Below are 23,224 nucleotides of genomic sequence, written 5' to 3'. Positions count from 1 at the left end.
AACATTATATAAGTATTTCACGAATTTGTCTAATATAAATTTTAATTGTCAACAAATTTACTCCAACGATGAGTTTTTGATGAAAAAAAGACCGAAATGTAAATGTTTTTAGGGGATGGTCTTGACAACGTTTTTAAAACCATTATAATGTGTAATGTATCACAAACTTTTGATGTTTGTGAAAACCATGAAAGAAAAGGTGACTATCAATGAAAGTGAATAAATTTGTTAAAGGTTTTGCGGCAATTGCATTATTTAGTTTAGTATTAGCAGGCTGTGGCGCAGACAAGAAAGACAACACAACGAACTCTTCTAGCGCAGCATCTTCAGAAACGGAAAAATCAACTGAATCATCAGCACCAGCGAAAAAAGTTGCCGGTGGCGATTTAAAAGATGGTACGTATAAATTAGAAGAAAAAAATGAAAAAAATGGTTACCGTGCAGTCTTTGAAATGACTGTAAAAGACGGCAAAATCACTGAATCTAAATATGACAACATCAATGCTGACGGCAAATCTAAAACAGAAGACACTAAGTATGAAGAAAGCATGAAAGCAAAATCTGGTGTTGGACCAAAAGAATACATCAAACAATTAAACGATTCTTTTGTTAAAGCACAAAGCGCAAGCGGTGTGGAAGTAGTAACTGGTGCGACTCATTCATCTGAATCATTCCAAAACTACGCACAACAATTAATCCAAGCAGCACAAGCTGGTAACACAGACACAATCGAAATCGACAATGGGGCAACATTGAAAGATGGTACGTACTCATTGAAAGAAAAAAATGACTCAAACGGCTACCACACAACATTCTCAATGACTGTGAAAGATGGTAAAGTGACTGAATCTAACTACGATAACGTGAACGCTGACGGCAAATCTAAAAAAGATGACACTGAATACGAAAGCAAAATGAAAGACGTTACTGGCGTTGGACCAAAAGAATATATCGAAACATTAAACAAAGAATTTGTTAAAGCAATGGGCGAAGAAGACGGCTCACCTGCAGGTGTTGAAGTGGTAACTGGTGCAACACACAGCACACATTCATTCATCAACTACGCACAACAATTAGTGAACGCTGCTGAAAAAGGCGACACAACTGAAATCGTTGTTGACAACATCGTAACAAAATAATTAGAAATAAATGAATCGTGAAGTAGTTCCTGAAATGCTTTTCAGCAAGTACTTGACACCATTGAGGGGTTGGGAAAAAGTCGGTTGGCTGACTTTCCCGCCCCTTTTTCTTCGCTAGTTCTGTCCATCATTTCACAAATTTTTTCACAGAAATTTGTGAATTTCCAAGAGAAAGACTTTTCATTTTTTCCAAAAAAGGCTACTATGCAAGAGAACTTATTTTTTAATTAAAGAAGGAAAGAAGAGGGAATCCTATGAAAAAGAAACTTCTGCTCATGGTGAGTGTTCTAGCAGTGCTGTTTGTGGCAGCTGCTTGTTCCTCAAAACCAGAAGCGAAAATTAATACAGAACCATACTCTGACCGTCAAACAATGCTTGGTACCTACGTTCAAATTCGCATCTACGATGATGGCAAAGAAGACGTCTTACCGAAAGCCTTTGCCCGCGTCAAAGAACTAGGCGATAAAATCACGGTCAACCAACCAGGTTCAGAAATTGATGAAATCAACCAAGAAGCAGGCGTGAAACCAGTCAAAGTTTCAGATGACCTGTATCCTTTGTTGAAAAAAGCCTATGAATACAGCAAAGACTCCCGCGGCGGCTTCGACATGGCAATTGGCCCAATCACCTCTATGTGGCACATTGGCTTCGATGATGCTCGCAAACCAAGCCAAGCCGAAATTGATCAAGCCTTGAAACTCGTTGATTACACGAAAGTCAAATTCAACGACAAAGAGCAAACCGTTTACCTTGAAGAAAAAGGCATGCAATTGGATTTAGGAGCAATTGCCAAAGGCTTCATCACCGACGAAGTCGTGAAAGTCCTCAAAGACAACGGCGTCACCACCGCTATCGTCGATTTAGGCGGGAATGTTTACGTCTTAGGACACAGCCCACGTGGCAAAGATATGGATTGGACAGTCGGCATTCAAGATCCGAATAAAGCCCGCAACACAGTCTTAGGTCAAGTCAAAGAAAGCAACAAAACCTTAGTCACATCAGGAATTTATGAACGCTACTTAAAAGTCGATGGCAAAACGTACCACCATCTCTTCGATCGTGAAACTGGCTATCCGTTTGATAACGACATCGCGGGTGTCACCATTATCACCGACAAATCCATCGATGGTGATGGTCTCTCCACAGCCGTCTTCTCAATGGGCGTCAAAAAAGGACTAGAATATGTCGAAAGTCTGAAAGGAACCGATGCCATTTTCGTCACAAAAGACGACAAAGTCTACATCAGCAAAGATATCGAAGGCAACTTTGAAATCGGCAAAGACTCTGGCTATACGATGGGGAATCGGGCCGATTTGAAATAAGGAGCGACTAAAAATGTCTTTAAATGTGTTTTTAAAAGTAGTGGAAATTCAGACGAAGCTTGCCAGTCTCTTTCCCTTCATTATCGGGGTCTTGTTTTCAATGACCTATTTCGGGGAAGTCCAGTGGGGCAACACGCTGGTTTTCTTCATTGGCATGGTGGTCTTTGATATGGCCACCACCGCCATTAATAATTACATGGACTTCAAAAAAGCCAAATCTGACGTCTATAAATATGAAGAAAATATTATCGGACAATCAGGCGTTTCACCACAACTGGTCCGCAACATGATTTTCGCCATGATTGCCTTCACTGCCGTTGTGGGTGCTTACTTGACGGTTCAAACCGGCTGGCTCTTCCTCGTATTAGGGGGGATTTGCTGCTTCATCGGTATTTTCTACACGTATGGACCGATTCCGTTATCCCGCATGCCCTTGGGGGAAATTTTCAGTGGCTTCACGATGGGCTTAGGCATCTTCGTCTTAACCGTTTACTTGAACGTCGTCACCAATCCGCCGTTTTACTTAACGGTCGATTTTGCTAGCGGCGCCTTTCGCTTAGACGGCAATCTCTGGGCGGTACTTGCGATTGTCGTGGCGTCCTTGCCCTTGGTCTGTTCGATTGCTAACATCATGCTCGCCAACAATTTACGGGACTTAGACACGGATATTGAGAACCACCGTTATACATTAGTCTATTATATCGGGCGCCCAGCAGGGATTGTGCTGTTTCAAGTGTTAGCGCTAGCTGGTTATCTGGTGATTTTATTCGGCTTCATTAGTGGTATTTATCAATGGCCAGTGTTAATTACATTTGCTACTTTGCCTGTCATTTGGAAAAATATTCAAACGTTTAAACAAGAATTGCCGCAGCCGAAAAGTTTCCGTCATTCCATTAAAAACTTAATGGTTTTCAATGGCACCTATGCCTTAGGGCTATTAATTAGTGCGTTGCTTGGCTAGATTCTTAAAAAAGTAGAGAAAATACGAAAAAAATACTGTTTTTTTTCAAGCGACTTCTTCAAAAGTGTTATACAAAGCTCAAAAAGTTAGTATCAATTACTAACTTTTTGAGCTTTTCTCGTTAAATGGCTAGAAACCTTAAACTTTTGTCGGGGATTTTTGATAAAAATTGACTAAAATCGCCTTTTTTTAGTAACGATTATTAAATAACGGGCGTTATAAACCGTAGTATAACAAGAACTTTCAAAATTTTCGCAAGAGGTGCGAAAAAAACGTCAATTCCTAAGGGGGGTTCTTTGTTATTATAGAGGTATGAAAAAAGGTTGTTACACATTCCTTGTATAAAAGATCAACGAATACAAGTGAATCTAAAGGAGGTTTTTAAATGAAAAAAAAGCGTTATTTAATGATTGTGTGTCTACTATCTTCTCCTAGTTTTTTTATAAATGTTGAAGCGTCTGATGGTGGTTCTAGTTCGGTGGGGATTGAATTTTACCAAAATCCGAGAACACCCGCTCCTAAAGATGCCCCACCGAAAACAGATGCGCCAGCTGCTGATCCCAAGGAACCAGCTGGTCATCCGCAAGGAGATCAACGAAGTGGTGGTTCGACACAGACCACCACAACTGGCTCGCAGCTCCCTCGTACAGGGAGCAAGAGTCAGGCAAATCTTAGCATTCTCGGCTTAGCCTTAATCGGCTTGGCGGGAATGGTACATAGAAAGAAGGGACGACATGAAGCAAACTAAGTGGCAACGATTAGCAACCATTGGCTTGTGTAGTTCTTTAGTGATTAACGCCTTTTCTGGCGTGACCGCAGTTGCGGAAACCATCACGATTGAAAGTAGTCCGACAGTAGCAAGTAGCGCTAAGGAAGCAACATCAGCAAGTAGCGTTAAGAAAGAAACAACGAAAGCCAGTACACAAAATAGTCAAGTAACAACTGATACGAGTCAGGAAGAGGAAACGATAGAAGCGGAGAAACAAGTAGAAACAGAAGTACCAACGGCAACGCCCGAGGTGAAAACAGATACCACCGAACAGGCACCAGCAACTAGTAGTGAAAATGACCTACAAAAGAGCATTTCACCACGTTGGGTGCCGAATAATCAAGTGATTTATCCGAGAATGACCTTTGCTTTTACTGATGAAACAGGAAAAGCCTTTACTGATGAAGCCTTAACGTTGTCAGGGACGTATTATAAATTAGCACGTCACATAGAAACTAAGCAATGGCGCGCATACGCTGATAGATATCCAATTGTTTCTTCTAATGCAGGTGGTGGGCAATATCGAGTAGCTGTCAACGCAGCAATTTCTGTACCGTACGATTTTCTCACAAATGTACCAGCAGGTTACGATGTGAATATATACGCGATTGAACAATTAAAGATTGATAATACACTAAAATATGTCGACAGTATTGTTACTCAGACAAATACTATAAGCATGACTCGTTACAGTAATCAACAAGTATCTGAAACACCTCAATTTGGTAATTACACTAATAACATTTTGACTCAGAGAGATAGAATATTCTCTAAAAATAGTGCAAGTATCTTTTCTCTAAATTCAGTAGCTTTTACTACGAACGTTTTGGATGTAGTAACTATAATGAGAACAGATGGTATACGGACGAACTCAGGGATGGACCTACTATTACTAGGCTTTGACGGCACGCCAACGTACCGAGAAACACTTAATTACAAAGTCACACGTAAACAAGTCACCGAAAAGTTCGTAGATGCGAATGGCGTAGCCATTACACCGCCAACAGGGTTTACCCAAAGTAAGAAAACACCAATGACCAGCAATGCTTTCACCTTCAAACAAGCAGGCACCTTACCTGACACCTACACAACAGGTGGTAAGACCTACAAGTTCAAAGGTTGGTACAAAGGCAAAACCAAACCAAGTACCTTGACCACCACCAAAGCACCAAGTTATGGGGTAACCTATGATGATAATGATGACTTGAATGTGGTGTATGAGGAAACAAAAGAAACGACTACCACAATTCCAGCTGTTACGTATAAATTTGGTTTTGTCGATGAAAAAGGTGCGTTAGTCGCACCAACGAATTTTAACATGACGACCAATTTAACAACTATCATGAATGGAACGTCGAAACAAGTCGGCACAGCTAGCGGCGTGAACAACGGTAACTTGAAACAGTTAACGATTCCTAGCCAACAACTAACGTATACACCAACGGTTAGCCCTGCTTATTCTGGTGGTACAAATTTCCGCGTAACTGTTCCTAAACGGTATAAGTTGCCGACAGTTAAGCCAGGGTCATATTATACAGGCTCTAGTACCGCTTATCCAATCGCTACAACAAGAATGAGATACGTAGGTGGTGTCTTACCTGATGATCGTTTAGTAACAGATGGTAGTGATTATACTTTAGCTACAACGACAACCGCTCATTCTTATCGAATACGACAACTCTTCTGGGAGTCAGATACAACTAAAACCGTATTTGACTTAATTTTATCAACAGCAAATGCAACAGGAAATGCACCTGCTTACTACACTACAGACGAGACCATGTATTATTTCTTAGAAAACCGCCGTGTCACTGAAAACTTCGTAGACACAAGCGGTGCCAAAATCACCGCGCCAACAGGTTTCACTCAAGGTAAAAAAACGGTGATTACAAGTGATGCCTATACCTTCAAACAAGCAGGTACCTTACCTGACACCTATACAACAGGCGGTAAGACCTACAAGTTCAAAGGTTGGTACAAAGGCAAAACCAAACCAAGTACCTTGACCACTACCAAAGCACCAAGTTATCAAGTGACCTATGATGACAATGACGATTTGAATGTGGTGTATGAGGAAACAAAACTTAAAACCTACACCTTACCTAGCCAAGAAATTACGTTCGGTTATGTTGATGAACAAGGCAATTTAATTAATCCAGCGAATGTCACAGTAAAAGCAACGATGGCTGAAACAACGGATGTTGACAGCGGAACGACCACCACGTTTCCAACCATTACTGGAACAGACGTTACAACGACGAAACTGAAAAAGTTAACGGTTCCTCAAAAGGTCTATAACTTACCAGAAAGTGGGGAACGGCTGACAACCTATGGGACGCAGAGTGTTACTCATGAGATTCCTAAGTATTATCAAACGATTTCGATTTCACCAACTTCTAATTACACAGGCGATAAAACCAAGTACCCGCTGGCCAATGAAGTCAGAAAAGATATTGAAAATCCAAGTACAATAGTTAGTACTGCCGTTGGTACCACAGCGTATAGCCTAACCAAGAAGAGCGGTAATATTTATAATACACGACAAGTGCCTTGGGCTTGGGATAAAAACCGTACGCTCTACGCAATGGGCATTTATTCAGGCAATGCAGGGCGCAATTACAATTTAGCTACCCCAGATAAAACTGTTTATTATTATCTAGAAAACCGCCGTGTCACTGAAAACTTCGTAGACACAAGTGGCGCCAAAATCACACCGCCAACAGGTTTCACTCAAGGCAAAAAACGGTAATCACAAGCGATGCCTATACCTTCAAACAAGCAGGCACCTTACCAGACACCTACACAACAGGTGGTAAGACCTACAAGTTCAAAGGTTGGTACAAAGGCAAGTCCATACTCAACACATTGACAACTACCAAAGCGCCAAGTTATCAAGTGACCTACGATGACAATGATGATTTGAATGTGGTGTATGAGGAAGAAACAGTTACGACCTTTTATCCATCAATCAATCTGAATTTTGTGAATGAAAAAGGTGGTGCGTTTACACCAGCGTTAACCTTTAGTGGTAAGTACAATGTACAAAGAGCTAGTGACAAGGTAATTACCAATTTATATGACTTGACCTCAAAAAGTAATGGTAATGGACAATACACAGTAAGCATTAACAATGGTAGTGTCCCGTTGTCCCACGAGTTATTGAAAAAATACAATAATGGAAGTCCAATCAGTACAACGAACAGCCTTAGTTTTAAGCTAGACAAGTTGGTGATTGATCAACAGTTAAAATACGTTGATAGCATTCGAGTAGAAGCTGCTCAAAGTAGTGGTCTGAATACTTATCGCTATGATTATACACATGATGGTTCAACGGTCATCGATTCGAGTAAAGCGCCTATAGCAATTAATATGTCTACAGCAGAGATTAATGGGCTAAACTTTACGACAGATGGAACAAATTTTTCTAATACCAATAATAGATTTTTGGGCATGCGCGTAGGGCATAGTGTTAGTTCTACTGGAAGTAATTATCTTTTAAATACGGACCTTTTCAGTAACAATCCTGCCAATGGTGCGAAGTTAGTCTACAAAGTCACACGGAAACAACTCACCGAAAACTTCGTCGATGCCAACGGTGCCAAGATTACTGCACCAACAGGCTTCACCCAAGGTAACCAAGTACCAATGAACAGTAACACCTTCAAGTACACAGCGGCAAAAGCTTTACCAGCGACGTATACTACAGGTGGCAAAGTCTATACGTTCCAAGGATGGTATAAAGGGAAAACCAAACCAAGTACATTGAACAAAACCACAACACCAACGTTCAATACGACCTTTGATGGCAATGACGATATGACAGCGATGTATAAGGAAGAGACAATTACAACCTTTTATCCATCAGTCAATATGAACTTTGTGAATGAAAAAGGCGGAGCTTTCACACCAGCGTTAACCTTTAGTGGTAAGTACTATGCGCAAAGTACGAGTGCGTCCTTAAGAACTGATTTATATGACGTAACATCAAAAAATAATGGCAGTGGGCAATATACGGTAAGTATTAATAATGGCAGTATCCCATTGTCCCATGAGTTATTGAAAAAGTATAATAATGGCCAGCCAATTAGTACAACGAACAGGCTTCGATTTAAGTTAGACAAGTTGGCAATTGATCAACAGTTAAAATATGTTGATAGTATTCGAGTAGAAACAGCTCAAAGTAGCGGTTTGAATGTTTATAGCTATGATTATCGATCTGATCTTTCAACAGTGATAGACTCGAACAAGGCGCCGATACCATCGAGTATATCTACAACAGAGATTAATGGGCTAAACTTCAAGACAGATGGAACGAATTTTTCTAATGTTGATGGTAGATTTTTGGGCATGCTTGTAGGTCATAGTCTTAGTTCTTCTGACGCAAGGTATTATCGATTTGTTACAGAGTTGTTCAGTAACAATCCTACCAATGATGCGAAGTTAGTCTACAAAGTCACACGGAAACAAGTTACCGAAAACTTCGTTGATGCCAACGGTGCCAAAATTACCGCACCAACAGGCTTCACCCAAGGTAACCAAGTACCAATGAACAGTAATACCTTCAAGTACACAGCGGCGAAAGCTTTACCAGCGACGTATACTGCAGGTGGCAAGACCTATACGTTCCAAGGGTGGTATAGAGGGAAAACCAAGCCAAGTACGTTGAACAAAACCACAACACCAACGTTCAATGCTACTTTTGATGGCAATGACGATATGACCGCCATGTATAAGGAAGAAATACCAACGGCTAGTGTCACATTAACTCGACCAAAAGAAGTGATCGATACGAATACCAATGTAATCTGGACAACAACGATCACGAATACTAGCAAAGCACCCTTACAGAATCTTAACTTGAAAAAAGGGCCCAATTGGTCAGCTGGTCTGACGATCCCGACCTTTATGGAAGTGACACCAGAAGGAGAAACGACAAAATCAATCCCAGTAAATAGTACACTTTGGACAGAGGGGGTTTCTTTACCAAATGCCGTTCCTATCGGCAAAAAAGTTTCAATTGCTTTCACAACTCGCGCAACAGGGAAACCAAACACTGTTTTGAAAGCAGAAGTTGTAGTATTTGGTGGTATTAAAGATAGTACAGTGGATAACTTCGTGAGAATTCGTCCAAATGATCAAGAAGTAGTCACACCAACGACCGAAGGCTTCATCAGTGTACCAACCTTTGATTTCGGTCAAGTGGGCGTTGCAGGAAGTAAGCAACAACACAGCTTGAAACAAGCCGCGGATTACTACGGTAACGGTACCCGCAATCCGTATCTGCGGATTAAGAAAACGCAACCCAATTGGAGCTTAACGGCGCAACTGTCGCAACCGAAATCAGCGACAGACAGCTTGCCTACAGCGACCCGCTTATTATTAGGGGCGGCGCCTGTCTCTAGCTTTACCAATTACAATCAACCAACCGAGTTGAAAAATACGGTCGGTACCACGAGTGCCATTAGCTTAACAGCCAACAACACAGCAACGAGTATTATTGCCAACAAGCAATTCACAGGTAGTAATGTTTATCAGTTGGACTTCACCTTCAATAATGTCAAACTTGAAGTGCCAGCCAATCAAGGTGTTAAAGGGCAACAATACAAGGCCGCAGTTACATGGAACCTAGTTACAGGTCCTTAAAATAGTTAAGTTATCATGAGAAAAGCTCAAAATGTTAGTGGTTATTACTAACATTTTGAGCTTTTTGGTTTAAATATTAAGAAAAAAACAGTTGGGGTTCATCAAAAGAGCGTTTAAATCCTTGATTTTCGCTAAAATAACACTTGTTTTCAAAGGGAACAGAGGCGCTCAGCCTTGAAAGGATAGGAATCACTAAAAAACGGCACTCAATATGTCAAAATTTGAAATTTCAAGCGGTGTGTTCTTTGGTAAAATAAATAAAAAAATGCTAGTTATCAGTATCGATAATAACAGGATACTGATTAAGAAAGGACTTTATAGAGACTATAGATTGAATTTTTACATAGAAAGAAGGAGCAAGATGAAGCGAGTAAATTGGAAAAGATGGCTAGTTGTTGGGTTAAGTTGTTCTTTGTTCATGGATTCAGTGGTTGGTGTGACTGTGTTAGCGGAAACGATTACTGGGGAGACGGAGCAAGGAGTAGCAACATCTCAGTCTAGTGACGAAGCGAGCCAGACGACACAAACAACCGAAGAGTCACAGGCAACGGTCGCTAGTGAAGCGAAAACAGTGCCGCCACAGGAAACGGCAAGAATTGCTTCTCGAGCGATTGGTTATTCTTCTGTGGAAGGGCGCGAGATTCCCTTTTTCTTTGTGGAGGAAGACGGGACGTTGTTTGATCCCGACCGAATTACGATGGCGGTCAATCTTTCCACGTTTTCGTTTTATGAAGAGAAATTACAACGAACCCCCCTTGAGCCCACCACTGTGAATGGCGGAAAGTTACTGTCTATTCCAACGTCACCAGCTTTTAAATATGATACCAACAATCGGGATCCAAGTAACATTTATGGCGTTTCTGAAGTGTCGTTTACTATTCCTAAGGAGTATCAAAGCCTGGACATTCGACCAAGTACGTTTTATACAGGAGACACTACGCAATATCCAGTGCCTACGGTTTTTGCGAACGTTGGGGGCAAAGTGACGAACTATGTGGGCGCCAATGCGGAGACGGAATTAGAGTTAACCAATGAAAAAATGCCCAATAAGCTGACGTTTGGTCCTAAAAAGACGTTTAAATATACGGTAGCTACGGCACCAGGAGGCGTTACGTATGCACTGACCTATTTTTATGGAGATGTCGGCGGTCCAACTAGTTCGCACCAAAGACGAGGAACAGCGGGTCCTGTGTATTATTATTTAACCAAGCGGCGTGTCACGGAAAAATTTGAGAATCCCGCAGGCGGGGCGATTCCTGCGCCAGAAGGTTTTACGCAGGATAAGAAAACCATTGTGACAGGGGAGGATTTTACTTTTACCCAAGAAGGCACCTTGCCTGAACGTTACACAGGCAGTGATGGGAAGACGTATTTATTTAAAGGTTGGTACAAAGGGAATGCGAAACCTAGCACGTTGGAAACCACCAAAACGCCTAGTTATGCGGTGACCTATGATGACAATGACGATTTGCATGTGGTCTATGAAGAAGCAGTGATGAAAACCTATACGTTGCCAGCGAGAGAAGCTTTGTTCGGCTATGTTGATGAGCAAGGGAATTTGCTTGATCCCGCCAAGTTTAAGCTAAGTGCGACCATGGGTGAAAGTGACGGAGCCACAGGGGAAATGACGACTTTTCCCACAATTGATGGAATCGATATGCCAGCAAGTCAATTAAAGAAATTAGCCATCCCGCAAAAAGTCTACACACGCCCAGACGATGGGACAATCGTAACTTATGGCCCGCAAGAAGTGAGTGTTGAAATTCCTAAGTATTACCAGACGATTTCGATTTCGCCAACTACTGCGTATACAGGGGATAAAACCAAGTATCCAGTACCAAATGAAGTGCGCCGTGGCATCGAAAACCCCGACAACATTGTTAGTAGTTTAGTGGGAACCACTGCGTATAACTTGACCCAAAAAAGTGCTACGCGCTATACTGCCCGCCGTTCTTATTGGACGTGGGACACCACGAAGACACTTTACTCAATGAGTATCTATTCAGGAACTGCTGGGGGCAACTATAATTTATCGACCCCTGATGGCACCATTTATTATTACTTAGAAAATCGGCGGGTCACAGAACATTTTGTAGATGATAGTGGTGCAAAAATCATGCCACCAACTGGCTTTACACAAGGAAACCAGCTAGTGATGGACAGTGAAAACTATGTCTACACCGCCACGAAAGCTTTACCGAAGATCTACCAAGCTGGTGAAAAAACTTATATCTTCCAAGGCTGGTTTAAAGGCAAAACCAAGCCAGCAACATTAAAGACGACAACGACCCCAAGTTTTACACCAACTTTTAATGATGAGGACGACATGACCGCTGTGTACCAAGAAGCGATTCCCACCGCGGAACTAACGTTAACAGGTGCCGTTGACATAATCGAAAATGGCGCCACAATGGATTACTGGGAGGCGCTACTGAAGAACACAGGCGAAGCGCCGTTAACCACCATTAAAATCAAGCCAACGGCAACTTGGGCGGCTGGCATCGGCGCACCCAACACGATATTTGTACAAGGAACGGGTCAAAACACCAAAGCCTTTCCTGTCACCAAAGAACAATGGACGACCGGTGCAGGAGTGTCCATCACGTTGGATCAGCCTTTACCAGCTGGCGGTCAATTAAAAATGAACATATTAGGAACCACCGTGACCGGTCAACCTGGTCAAGTTTTAACCGCTGATGTTGAGGTAACGGGCAACTTTGGCAGCTTAACCGCCAAAGATACGGTCCGTATTAAAGACTTGGATCAAGAAGTTACGAGTCCTGACGGCGACGGCTTTATTAGTACCCCGACATTTGATTTTGGTAAACTAGCAATTTCAGGAAGTAAGCAACAATATGGCTTGAAGAAGGCCGCCGATTACTACGGCAATGGCACCCGTAACCCATATTTACGCCTGAATACTAGCCAAGCCAATTGGAGTTTAACGGCGCAGCTGTCACAACCGAAATCAGCCACAGACAGCCTGCCAACAACGACTCGCTTGTTGCTAGGAACGGCCGCTGCTGCCAGCTTTACCGATTACAACCAACCAACAGAAACCAGGACACCACTTGGCAAGACCAGCACCGTGACTTTAACCGCCGACAATACCGCAACAGCGGTGGTCGCAAACCAACAGTTCACAGGTAGTGACGTCTATCAGTTGGACTTCACGTTTGCTAACATCAAACTAGAAGTGCCAGCCAACCAAGGCATGGCAGGCCAACAATACCAAGCCGCAGTCACGTGGAATTTAGTGACTGGTCCCTAAAATAAAAATACTCAAGCCTCTTATTTTTCTAAGGCTCGGGCATTTTTATTGATGGTCTTTTGATGGTCGTTGTGCTATAATAGCATTGAAAAGAGAGATATGCTGTAACATACCTCTCTAGTGTAGAGCCGTTTCAGACGGTAGCGATTTTTAGTGATTTATAAAAAATAACCGTACTCGCTAAAGTAGACGGTTATTTTTTCTTGTCTTCTTTAACAGCTTTTAGGATTCCGAAGATTAACGTTGCGATAAAAGAGCCGAAACTAATCATCAGAGCTAAAGCTTCTGCGATAGACAAAAGGCCTCTCCTTTCATAGATTTTAGCACTTACATTCATAAGCACTACCACCGAAAGGGAAAGTCTCTGCTCCTACGCTTCTCACTTCATTGCGATTCTCGTCGCAAAGCGCATGTTCCTGTGTGCTTGCCTCCACCATAACTTCTCTACATATAGATTATACCATGTAGGACTGAAAAATAATTAGTTTGCAATATATTTTTTTAGGTAATTGTGCTATAATAGCAATGAAAAGAGAGATATGCTGTAACATACCTCTCTGATGTAGAGCCGTTACTAACGGTGACAAAATTTTTACATTTTGAAATGACCGTCTAACTAGGCAAAGTTAAGCAGCGCCCCTTTCATTAAGGGGCGCTGCTTTTTAGTCGTTATTGTGATTGTTCAGTGTCTTTCGTAGAGAGGTTCATTTGTTCTTTGATGGCATTTTCGACACGTTGGCGTTCACTCTCTTCCACAAGTTGATAAGAAATACCTTCAATCCCTGTCACGCCATCGCCAGTGTAATCGTAGCCTTTTAATTGATCGGTTTCAATCGTTTTTAGTGCGGGGGTGTATTTTTTTAGCATCGCCATCATTTGGTCAAAGGACAAGTCGGTTTCGCCATGTTCGCCGATTACGTCCAGAATTTCTTGATATTTTAGCAAGCTGTTAAAAGAAAGTAGCTTGTTGGTTAATTCGATTAAAACTTCTCGTTGGCGGCGTTGACGACCATAGTCGCCTTCGGGGTCTTCATAACGCATGCGCGCGTATTGTAAAGCTTCCCAGCCCCCTAAATGCTGTTTGCCTTTCGGATAATGAATCCCTTCAGCGTCAAAAGCAAAGGCATTGTCAACAGTGACGCCGCCCACCGCATCGCCAAGGTCCTTCATAGCATCCATATCAATTGAAAAGTAATGATTGATTGGGATGTGCAAGACATTTTCAACCGTTTTAATTTGCATATCGGCACCACCGAAAACGTGGGCCGCATTGATTTTATTGTATTCGCCATTGGTGCCAGCCATTTCCACATAGTAGTCGCGCGGGATGCTGGTGATGGTAGTTTTTTGTAATTGATTATTCACTGTAACCACCATTAAGGCGTTGGAGCGGTAATCGGTTTTGCGTTTTGAGTCATTCGCAATTCCCATAATTAAGAAACTAACCGGTTCCCCTTTGGCTAAATCGGGACTCTTCGTGGAAGATTTTCTTGGTTTATACATGGTATTCGCCGTTTTTTGTAAATTGCGATACATGCTGACGCCGTAAGCCGAAACAGAAAGTGTACCTAAAAATAAAAGGGTTAAACTGAAGACCACGAATAAACTTTTTCTTTTACGAGAATGGCGACGCCGGCGTTGTGTCGGTACTTCTGCTTCCTCTGGTTCAGGTGCCGGCAAATAACGTTGAACAATTTGAAATGAAAAGTTGATCCAGCTATAACTTAGGAGCATCCCAGCGATGACATCACTAGGATAATGAACGCGTAAGATTAAACGACCTAACACAATCAAAACTAAATATGTTAGTAAGAAAATTTTAATGCCTTTGGTTTTTTCGACATGAAGATAGGCCAAAATGATCAAAATTGTACAGACCAGCGCCATTGCTAATAATGAATGTCCGCTGGGAAAGCTAGCAGAGCTCCGGTCAGCTAAAGCGCCTAGGTTTGGTCGAGCCCGACCCACCACATGTTTAAAAACGCTCCCTAAGAAGCCGACAGCTAATAGGTTACTGACAGCCCAAAAGGCTAGGATTTTTTCTTTTTTGCGTAAAAGGTATACCATCAATAATAAGAAGAATAGCAGCATTGGTCCAATCGTGGCAGTTTTTGCTAACAGATTGACCGCTGTTAAAAGTGGGGCATTTAATTGCCATTTGATGTGATAGATAGCTTCGTCCATTTGTTGAAACCAATTTGGACTAGCCGCCACTAACAAAGTGAGGAAAGTAAAACCAAGCGTTGTTAGGGCATAAAGTGGAAATTTTTTATTCGATGTTTGCATGAGAATCCCTTTCTTTTCCCCTTGAAAGAGTAGACTAAGCCAGCATCGATCGTAAATAAGCGCTTGCGACTAAACAGGACACAGCAAGCCAATCGGTTCTCATCGTCTGAGCTTTAGCACTATCCAACGTAAAGATTTCTCTTAGCTATTTTTAGAAGAGCCTTAATTCGACCATTCCTGTTTTACACATTGGTGTCTTTCGACATTTCTGCGCAATAGCCTATGTTTGGATAGGAGCCTCACCTAACAAGGTTATTTTATCTAACGCTAGAAGTATAGAATTTATGCAGCGGTTCTCACAATGAAGTTTAAGAAAATTTATTGTTTTTTAAATAAATTTAAAGGTGTGGGGAAGTGAAGCAGTTAAAAAAACAGTACTTGAGCATTCTAAAAAAAGAGTGGGCAAGGCTGTTCTCGGTTAAACGCTATAAATAGTTGGGTGTTCAATAATGATAAATTAAAAAACAAACATTTTTTATAAGAGTGCTATAAGTTTTTCTCAGTAAAAAAGGCGGACAGTTGCTATTGAATTGCTAGTTCATTTAAAATAAATATGTCGACAATAATTGTGCACAAAGTTGATGGTCGCTATCGAAAAAGTAAAAATGATGTTGTGGAGATTTACGTTTCAGTTGATTAAGATTACATGTTTTTTGAAGGGTTTTGCTTATAAGGGAGCGATATACATGAAAAAAATGATGTTATTCATAATTGCAGTAGGCGCAACGATGATCCGTGTTTTTGCTTTAGGAGATGCACAGCAGAGTTATGCACACGGCTATGTTGATAGCCCAGTCAGTCGAGTCAAAAATGCGGAAGCAAACGGATTTGGATGGGGACCTGGTCAAGACAGCTCACAGCCAGAAATTATCACGACACCCCAAGGAATTGAAGCGCCAACTAAATTATTAGACACGGGTCAATTAAATGGAAGGTTGCCTTCAGCTGGATTAGCAAGCTATTCCAAACTAGATGAACAAACAGCCACTCGTTGGGTAAAAAGTAATATAACAACAGGAGAGAATAATTTTAAATGGGTAATGACGGCAAAACATAAGACCAATCGTTTTAGATACTATATGACGAAACCTGGATGGAATCCTAATGCACCATTAACGATGGACGAAATGAAACTGATTGGCATAGTAGGGCAACCAATCGGTCAAGATTTACCTCCTAGTCAAGGATTTATGGTCAATGATACAGAAACACACAGAATAAATATTCCCGCTGATAGGAAAGGATACCATGTTATTTATGCCGTTTGGGATATCAATGACACGATTAATTCATTTTATCAAGCGATAGATGTTAATGTTCAATAATCAGGTATCAAGATAATGCGGCTGAAACAAAAGTGCTTAGTGCCAAGAAATAAGAAGAAATTTCCGAAGGGGCTGCTTTTGTTCAGCTGATTATCTTCAGAAGTAGCAAGTGGGGCATCAGTCAAAACGACTGATGCCCCACTTGCTTTTTTCTAAACTTCCCCATTTATCCTCGACGCCATTCACCAATCTGGTCCAAACTAATTTCTCCAGAAGACAACGTTTTGGCCGTGCCATCAGGCAACTGGACAATCAATTCTCCATTTCCATTAATGGTTGTCGCAACGCCGCGGAAGTCTTGACCGTTTTGGGTAAAAGCGACGTCTTTGCCAATCACAAAGGAGCGTTGTCGGTATTCTTCTAAAAAGTCTTTCGTTGAACGTTCGTCTAAAATTTGGTAAAAATGATTCCAAATGTTGGCGACTAATTCATTTCGCGTCGCCGTCGGTTCACCATCTGGGAAAAGGGAAGTCACTTTCTGCCGAATGTCCTCAGGGAATTCGGTTTCTGTAATTGAAAAATTAATCCCCATGCCGATGATAACATTGGAAATTTGCCCTGTTTCCACATTGCTCATGGCTTCCGACAAAATCCCGCAAACTTTTTTGCCGTTTAAATAAAGATCGTTGACCCATTTAATTTCTGTGTGAACGCCTGCCAGAGCATCCATTGCTCGAGCGACCGCTACGGCCATAATCACAGTATATTGAGCGATTTCTTCAAAATTTTGGTTCGGTTGAAGCACCATGCTCATGTAAATCCCTTTACCTGGCGTAGCGAAAAACGGCCGGCCGAACCTGCCCCGTGGCATTTCTTGCATGTCAGCAACAATCAATGTATTGTCGGGCGTCTGGTCTAAAATCGCCCGCTTAGCATCGGTCATGGTAGATTCAGATGTTTCTAGGACGGTAATTGTTAAAGGTGGTGTTTGTGGCCATAACGCCAACTGAATGCCTTCTGCAGAAAGGACATCTGATTTTTCAAGGCGATACCCTTTGTTTTGCACGCTAGTAATTTGATAGCCATCTTTTTTCAATTCATTAATTGCTTTCCAAATAGCTGTGCGAGATAAGGACAGACGTTGTGCCATCTCTTCGCCAGAAAGGAATGCGGGCGTTTGTTTCATCAATAAAGTTAGGACTTGGCTTTTTGTCGACATATTTTTTCCTCCGATTCGTTATGCTTATTGTAGCGGAAAGGAAAAGGCTTGGTCAACTAGTGAAAAAATCCATCTTAGGATGGAGGAAAATGAAGCAGGCGTTTGTTATACTTATTTTATTGAGAAGGAGTGAGGGGAATGGAAAAGCAACAATATGTTTGTGAGAAATGTGGCAACATGCACTATGTATCGGACCAATTTCAAGCAACAGGTGGGAACTTTGCGAAAATTTTTGATGTTCAAAATAAAAAATTTATTACAATTAGCTGTACCCAATGCGGCTACACCGAACTTTACCGCAGCCAAACAAGCGGCGGCATGAATGTCCTAGACTTTTTATTAGGTGGCGGTTAGTCAAAAACGAATGCATCTTTGCATTCGTTTTTTGTGTGAAGAGGAAGATAGGGAAAAGGAGGTCGGGCCAGAAGCGTTTAACTCCGAGAACCAAGTAGGTACGATGATTTCATCTGTTCATGCTTCACAGTGAAACATCGCAACTCTTAGAGCTGTAGCTCTTTTGAAGGCTGTACTGTGACGAGACGCATGTCGAGAAAACACCTTAGAAGTTGTTGAGATCGGAGCAACGCGTAGTGTTGCTTCTGTTCCCGCCGTTTATCAGTTTTTGAGCGTGGAGCAAAAATCCAAAGTGATTTTTGTCCCACGCGCATTATCGCATTATATAGTAAACTCAGTCACATTTAGTGTGATTTAAAATTCTTTCTATCATTGCAAAGGCATAGTATAATGAAGCGAAGGGAGTGATTTCATGCTAACAACTAAATCAAGAAGACAAGGAAACTCGGTCGTTTTAACTTTACCCACTGATAATGGTAAAAAACCAAAAGTCGACCAAGAATATATTGTGATGTATTCTGACGACGGTACAATTACATTAGTCCCTAAAATTCAGGATCCATTTAGTGAAGGTCCAGAAGGTGAGTATTATGAAAAAGATGAGTGGCATGATCTTGCACCTGAGGGGAGAGAACTTTTTTAATGAACGTTGAAAAGAAGTACATTCCCAAAAAAGGAGATATTGTATGGATTGATTTTGATCCTGCTGCAGGTAAAGAAATTCAGCAGAGACGCCTTGGTTTAGTCGTGTCAAGATATGAATTTAATCGGAAAACCATGTTTGCTGTGATTTGCCCGATTACTTCCACCATTAAAAATATTCCCACTCGATATACGTTGCCCGATGTCATAGAAACCCATGGACAAGTAGTGATCTCACAACTGAAATCTTTGGACTTCACTGAAAGAAAATTAAGTCAAATTGAGCATTTGCCATTAAAAGATATGGCGAAAATTGACCAAATAATTGAATATATTTTCTAGTTGTTGAAAAAATGCGTAATTATTTATTACGCATTTTTTCATTAAAACCCTTTACAAAAAAACTCCTTTTTATGAAAAAGAAAACCTTAAAGAAACCCTTGACTTTTCTGGACAAAGGTAGTAGAATCTATAGAGCAAAAACTATCTGAAAGTGACGAAGCAGGAGCGAAATATTGTCCGTTCCGGTTTTTTATAGGAAAACAAAAGTAGAAACGCCAGAAAATTTTTCGGAAGCATGTTCTATTTTTGGTTTTTTTTTGCTTAAAAACTGCAAAAAATGCTTTTTGTTACATATATTTAATATATGTAACGTAAATGTAATTTTTCGGATCGGTGTTTTGATAGACTTATAACTAGAGGGGTGAAGAGCTTGGCTGGACACGTAGTAAAATACGGAAAGCATCGCGAACGTAGAAGTTTCGCACGTATCAGTGAAGTATTGGAATTACCAAATTTAATTGAAATCCAAACAGACTCTTATCAATGGTTTTTAGATGAGGGACTTCGTGAAATGTTTGAAGACATTTTACCAATTGATGATTTCCAAGGAAACTTATCCTTAGAATTTGTTGACTATGAATTAAAAGAACCAAAGTACACAGTAGAAGAAGCCCGCGCACATGATGCCAACTATTCTGCGCCATTACATGTAACATTACGTTTAACCAACCGTGAAACAGGTGAAATTAAATCCCAAGAAGTCTTCTTCGGCGATTTCCCATTAATGACAGAAATGGGTACCTTCATCATCAACGGGGCAGAACGTGTTATCGTTTCCCAATTAGTTCGTTCTCCAGGTGTTTACTTCCATGGAAAAGTGGACAAAAACGGCAAAGAAGGTTTTGGCTCAACAGTCATTCCTAACCGTGGTGCATGGTTAGAAATGGAAACAGATGCGAAAGACATTTCTTATGTTCGGATTGACCGCACACGTAAAATTCCTTTAACTGTGTTAGTTCGTGCTTTAGGTTTCGGTTCAGATGATACCATCTTCGAAATTTTCGGCGACAGCGAAAGCTTACGTAACACAATTGAAAAAGATTTACACAAAAATGCAAGTGATTCTCGTACAGAAGAAGGCTTGAAAGACATTTATGAACGTCTTCGCCCAGGCGAACCAAAAACAGCAGATAGCTCACGTAGCTTGTTAACTGCACGTTTCTTTGATCCAAAACGTTATGATTTGGCAAACGTTGGTCGCTACAAAGTTAACAAAAAATTAGACTTAAAAACACGTCTCTTAAACTTAACCTTAGCTGAAACGCTAGTTGATCCAGAAACTGGTGAAATCATTGTCGAAAAAGGCACGGTTTTAACACACCAAATCATGGAAACATTAGGCGAATACATTGACAACGGCTTAAACAGCGTAACTTACTATCCAAGTGAAGATGCGGTAGTAACTGAACCAATGACAATCCAAGTGATTCAAGTTCTTTCACCAAAAGATCCTGAACGTATCGTAAATGTGATTGGTAACGGCTATCCAGACGACAGCGTAAAAACAGTTCGTCCAGCAGATATCGTTGCTTCAATGAGCTACTTCTTCAACTTAATGGAAGATATCGGCAATGTCGATGACATCGACCACTTAGGTAATCGTCGTATCCGTTCAGTAGGCGAATTATTACAAAACCAATTCCGTATTGGCTTAGCCCGTATGGAACGTGTGGTTCGTGAAAGAATGTCTATTCAAGACACAGAAACATTGACACCACAACAATTAATCAACATCCGTCCAGTGGTAGCAAGTATCAAAGAATTCTTTGGTTCTTCACAGTTATCACAGTTCATGGACCAAACAAACCCATTAGGTGAGTTAACCCATAAACGTCGTCTATCAGCCTTAGGGCCTGGTGGTTTGACTCGTGACCGTGCCGGTTATGAAGTTCGTGACGTTCACTACTCTCACTATGGTCGTATGTGTCCAATTGAAACGCCTGAGGGACCAAATATCGGGTTGATCAATAGCTTATCTAGTTATGCGAAAGTGAATAAATTTGGTTTCATCGAAACGCCTTATCGCCGTGTTGATCGTGCGACAGGCCGTGTTACTGATCAAGTAGATTACTTAACAGCAGACATCGAAGACCATTATATCGTAGCGCAAGCAAACTCACTTTTAAATGAAGATGGCACATTTGCCAATGATGTTGTTATGGCGCGTCTACAAAGTGAAAACTTAGAAGTTGCCGTAGACAAAGTTGACTACATGGACGTTTCACCAAAACAAGTAGTCGCAGTCGCAACAGCATGTATTCCTTTCTTAGAAAACGATGACTCCAACCGTGCCTTGATGGGTGCCAACATGCAGCGTCAAGCGGTGCCGTTAATTCAACCACGCTCTCCGTGGGTAGGTACAGGTATGGAATATAAATCAGCCCATGACTCAGGTGCTGCTTTACTATGTAAACATGACGGTGTCGTAGAATTCGTCGATGCAAAAGAAATTCGCGTTCGTCGCGACAATGGCGCATTAGACAAATATATGGTTACAAAATTCCGTCGTTCTAACTCAGGAACAAGCTACAACCAACGCCCAATTGTTCACTTAGGTGAAAAAGTTGAAAAAGGCGATACTTTAGCGGATGGACCTTCTATGGAAGAAGGCGAAATGGCTTTAGGGCAAAACGTCTTAGTTGCCTTCATGACATGGGAAGGTTACAACTACGAGGATGCCATTATCATGAGCCGTCGTTTAGTTAAAGACGATGTCTACACTTCTGTGCATATTGAAGAATATGAATCAGAAGCACGTGATACAAAATTAGGACCTGAAGAAATTACCCGTGAAATTCCAAACGTTGGGGAAGACGCGTTGAAAGACTTAGACGAAATGGGGATTATCCGCATTGGTGCTGAAGTTCAAGATGGCGACTTACTAGTTGGGAAAGTCACACCTAAAGGGGTTACAGAATTATCTGCAGAAGAACGTTTATTACACGCAATCTTCGGGGAAAAAGCCCGCGAAGTTCGTGATACGTCTCTCCGTGTACCTCACGGTGGCGGCGGTATCGTTCATGATGTGAAAATCTTTACTCGTGAAGCTGGCGATGAATTATCACCAGGTGTCAACATGTTAGTTCGTGTCTATATCGTTCAAAAACGTAAAATTCACGAAGGAGATAAAATGGCGGGACGTCACGGAAATAAAGGGGTTGTTTCCCGTATTATGCCGGAAGAAGATATGCCATTCTTACCTGACGGAACACCTGTTGATATCATGTTGAACCCATTAGGGGTACCTTCTCGTATGAATATCGGACAAGTACTTGAATTACACTTAGGTATGGCTGCTCGCCAATTAGGTATTCACGTCGCAACACCTGTTTTCGATGGGGCAACCGATGAAGACGTTTGGGAAACTGTTCGTGAAGCTGGTATGGCTAGCGATGCTAAAACAGTTCTTTACGATGGACGTACAGGTGAACCATTTGATAACCGTATTTCCGTTGGTGTCATGTATATGATTAAATTAGCCCACATGGTTGATGACAAATTGCATGCTCGTTCAATCGGACCTTACTCTCTTGTTACGCAACAACCGTTGGGTGGTAAAGCTCAATTCGGTGGACAACGTTTCGGGGAAATGGAAGTTTGGGCACTGGAAGCTTACGGTGCTGCTTACACATTACAAGAAATCTTAACTTACAAATCTGATGACGTTGTCGGACGTGTGAAAACATACGAAGCCATCGTTAAAGGTGAACCAATTCCAAAACCAGGTGTGCCTGAATCATTCCGAGTATTAGTGAAAGAATTACAATCACTTGGTTTAGACATGCGTGTCTTGGACATTGAGGAAGCTGAGATTGAGTTACGCGATATGGACGATGACGATGATGATTTAATCACCGTTGACGCACTAACCAAATTTGCGGAACAACAATCAGCGAAACAGCTGGAAAAAGAAGCAGAATCAGTCGTGAAAGAAGAAGCACAAGACGTTGTTCAAGAAATTGAAACAGCCGAAGACAGAGACTAATTTGTCGCTACCACTCTGATGAGTTG

13 protein-coding genes, 1 pseudogene and 1 riboswitch are annotated in these 23,224 nt (G+C 41.4%); of the genes and pseudogenes, 11 read left to right on the top strand and 3 right to left on the bottom strand.

From position 1 onward, the window contains the following. The first annotated feature begins 209 nt into the window (after positions 1-209). The 6 genes and pseudogenes from pplA to IGJ20_RS12860 all read left to right on the top strand — a co-directional run bounded on the left by pplA (position 210) and on the right by IGJ20_RS12860 (position 13,105). Positions 210-1,139, top strand: coding sequence for an extracellular electron transfer flavoprotein PplA (pplA, locus tag IGJ20_RS12885; protein WP_126254832.1), 930 nt, complete (start codon positions 210-212; stop codon positions 1,137-1,139). Positions 1,140-1,393: 254 nt separating this feature from the next. Next, positions 1,394-2,461 (top strand): FAD:protein FMN transferase, encoded by a 1,068-nt coding sequence (locus IGJ20_RS12880; RefSeq protein WP_002354751.1) that lies wholly within the window; start codon positions 1,394-1,396, stop codon positions 2,459-2,461. 13 nt (positions 2,462-2,474) lie between these two features. Next, entirely contained in the window at positions 2,475-3,422 is a 948-nt protein-coding gene (menA, locus tag IGJ20_RS12875) for a 1,4-dihydroxy-2-naphthoate polyprenyltransferase (protein ID WP_002358958.1), read from the top strand. 385 nt (positions 3,423-3,807) lie between these two features. Then, complete coding sequence (locus IGJ20_RS12870) at positions 3,808-4,170, top strand: LPXTG cell wall anchor domain-containing protein (RefSeq protein WP_126254831.1); 363 nt, start codon at positions 3,808-3,810, stop codon at positions 4,168-4,170. A gap of 379 nt (positions 4,171-4,549) precedes the next feature. Further along, positions 4,550-9,834, top strand: a pseudogene (locus IGJ20_RS12865) (WxL domain-containing protein). A 211-nt stretch (positions 9,835-10,045) separates the two neighbouring features. Next, positions 10,046-13,105 carry a WxL domain-containing protein gene (locus IGJ20_RS12860; protein ID WP_161970875.1) on the top strand — a complete coding sequence of 1,020 codons (3,060 nt, stop codon included), beginning with the start codon at positions 10,046-10,048 and terminating at the stop codon, positions 13,103-13,105. A 193-nt stretch (positions 13,106-13,298) separates the two neighbouring features. Here the strand turns inward: IGJ20_RS12860 and IGJ20_RS12855 are convergent, their stop codons facing one another. Together IGJ20_RS12855 and IGJ20_RS12850 are read right to left on the bottom strand one after the other, a co-directional pair. Beyond that, entirely contained in the window at positions 13,299-13,442 is a 144-nt protein-coding gene (locus tag IGJ20_RS12855) for a putative holin-like toxin (RefSeq protein WP_033624079.1), read from the bottom strand. A gap of 332 nt (positions 13,443-13,774) precedes the next feature. Further along, positions 13,775-15,391 carry a phosphatase PAP2/LCP family protein gene (locus IGJ20_RS12850; RefSeq protein ID WP_002372620.1) on the bottom strand — a complete coding sequence of 539 codons (1,617 nt, stop codon included), beginning with the start codon at positions 15,389-15,391 and terminating at the stop codon, positions 13,775-13,777. Between the two features lie 91 nt (positions 15,392-15,482). Then, positions 15,483-15,649: riboswitch (M-box (ykoK) riboswitch) on the bottom strand. A gap of 428 nt (positions 15,650-16,077) precedes the next feature. On the opposite strand from IGJ20_RS12850, the gene IGJ20_RS12845 reads away from it, so the two are divergent. Then, positions 16,078-16,716: a lytic polysaccharide monooxygenase gene (locus tag IGJ20_RS12845; RefSeq protein WP_126254829.1), complete on the top strand. Its 639-nt coding sequence runs from the start codon at positions 16,078-16,080 to the stop codon at positions 16,714-16,716. Positions 16,717-16,882: 166 nt separating this feature from the next. On the opposite strand, the gene IGJ20_RS12840 is transcribed toward IGJ20_RS12845, so the two are convergent. Further along, the gene (locus IGJ20_RS12840) at positions 16,883-17,875 is read right to left on the bottom strand and encodes a biotin--[acetyl-CoA-carboxylase] ligase (RefSeq protein WP_002358973.1); all 993 of its coding nucleotides are present in this window, start codon (positions 17,873-17,875) and stop codon (positions 16,883-16,885) included. 138 nt (positions 17,876-18,013) lie between these two features. On the opposite strand from IGJ20_RS12840, the gene IGJ20_RS12835 reads away from it, so the two are divergent. From IGJ20_RS12835 to rpoB, 4 genes are all read left to right on the top strand, one after another. Continuing rightward, positions 18,014-18,229 carry a zinc ribbon domain-containing protein gene (locus tag IGJ20_RS12835; protein ID WP_002354768.1) on the top strand — a complete coding sequence of 72 codons (216 nt, stop codon included), beginning with the start codon at positions 18,014-18,016 and terminating at the stop codon, positions 18,227-18,229. A 412-nt stretch (positions 18,230-18,641) separates the two neighbouring features. Beyond that, on the top strand, positions 18,642-18,872 hold the full coding sequence (gene mazE, locus IGJ20_RS12830) for a type II toxin-antitoxin system PemI/MazE family antitoxin (RefSeq protein WP_002367500.1): 231 nt from the start codon (positions 18,642-18,644) through the stop codon (positions 18,870-18,872). Beyond that, on the top strand, positions 18,872-19,213 hold the full coding sequence (locus IGJ20_RS12825; RefSeq protein WP_002396016.1) for a type II toxin-antitoxin system PemK/MazF family toxin: 342 nt from the start codon (positions 18,872-18,874) through the stop codon (positions 19,211-19,213). The genes mazE and IGJ20_RS12825 overlap by 1 nt, the downstream gene beginning before the upstream one ends. Positions 19,214-19,583: 370 nt before the next feature. Beyond that, the gene (gene rpoB, locus IGJ20_RS12820; protein WP_002389470.1) at positions 19,584-23,198 is read left to right on the top strand and encodes a DNA-directed RNA polymerase subunit beta; all 3,615 of its coding nucleotides are present in this window, start codon (positions 19,584-19,586) and stop codon (positions 23,196-23,198) included. The last annotated feature ends 26 nt before the right edge of the window (positions 23,199-23,224 follow it).

Origin of the sequence: Enterococcus sp. DIV0294 (assembly GCF_050558155.1) — a bacterium.
GTDB classification, from domain to species: Bacteria; Bacillota; Bacilli; order Lactobacillales; family Enterococcaceae; genus Enterococcus; species Enterococcus faecalis.
Note: the sequence above shows the minus strand (reverse complement) of the source record. Positions and strands in the feature narration are given on the sequence as shown.

What these genes read in the sequence shown, in the direction of transcription:
- pplA (WP_126254832.1), top strand. Translation starts at nt 210, where the DNA reads ATGAAAGTGAATAAATTTGTTAAAGGTTTTGCGGCAATTGCATTATTT.
- IGJ20_RS12880 (WP_002354751.1), top strand. Translation starts at nt 1,394, where the DNA reads ATGAAAAAGAAACTTCTGCTCATGGTGAGTGTTCTAGCAGTGCTGTTT.
- menA (WP_002358958.1), top strand. Translation starts at nt 2,475, where the DNA reads ATGTCTTTAAATGTGTTTTTAAAAGTAGTGGAAATTCAGACGAAGCTT.
- IGJ20_RS12870 (WP_126254831.1), top strand. Translation starts at nt 3,808, where the DNA reads ATGAAAAAAAAGCGTTATTTAATGATTGTGTGTCTACTATCTTCTCCT.
- IGJ20_RS12860 (WP_161970875.1), top strand. Translation starts at nt 10,046, where the DNA reads ATGTCAAAATTTGAAATTTCAAGCGGTGTGTTCTTTGGTAAAATAAAT.
- IGJ20_RS12855 (WP_033624079.1), bottom strand. Translation starts at nt 13,442, where the DNA reads ATGAATGTAAGTGCTAAAATCTATGAAAGGAGAGGCCTTTTGTCTATC.
- IGJ20_RS12850 (WP_002372620.1), bottom strand. Translation starts at nt 15,391, where the DNA reads ATGCAAACATCGAATAAAAAATTTCCACTTTATGCCCTAACAACGCTT.
- IGJ20_RS12845 (WP_126254829.1), top strand. Translation starts at nt 16,078, where the DNA reads ATGAAAAAAATGATGTTATTCATAATTGCAGTAGGCGCAACGATGATC.
- IGJ20_RS12840 (WP_002358973.1), bottom strand. Translation starts at nt 17,875, where the DNA reads ATGTCGACAAAAAGCCAAGTCCTAACTTTATTGATGAAACAAACGCCC.
- IGJ20_RS12835 (WP_002354768.1), top strand. Translation starts at nt 18,014, where the DNA reads ATGGAAAAGCAACAATATGTTTGTGAGAAATGTGGCAACATGCACTAT.
- mazE (WP_002367500.1), top strand. Translation starts at nt 18,642, where the DNA reads ATGCTAACAACTAAATCAAGAAGACAAGGAAACTCGGTCGTTTTAACT.
- IGJ20_RS12825 (WP_002396016.1), top strand. Translation starts at nt 18,872, where the DNA reads ATGAACGTTGAAAAGAAGTACATTCCCAAAAAAGGAGATATTGTATGG.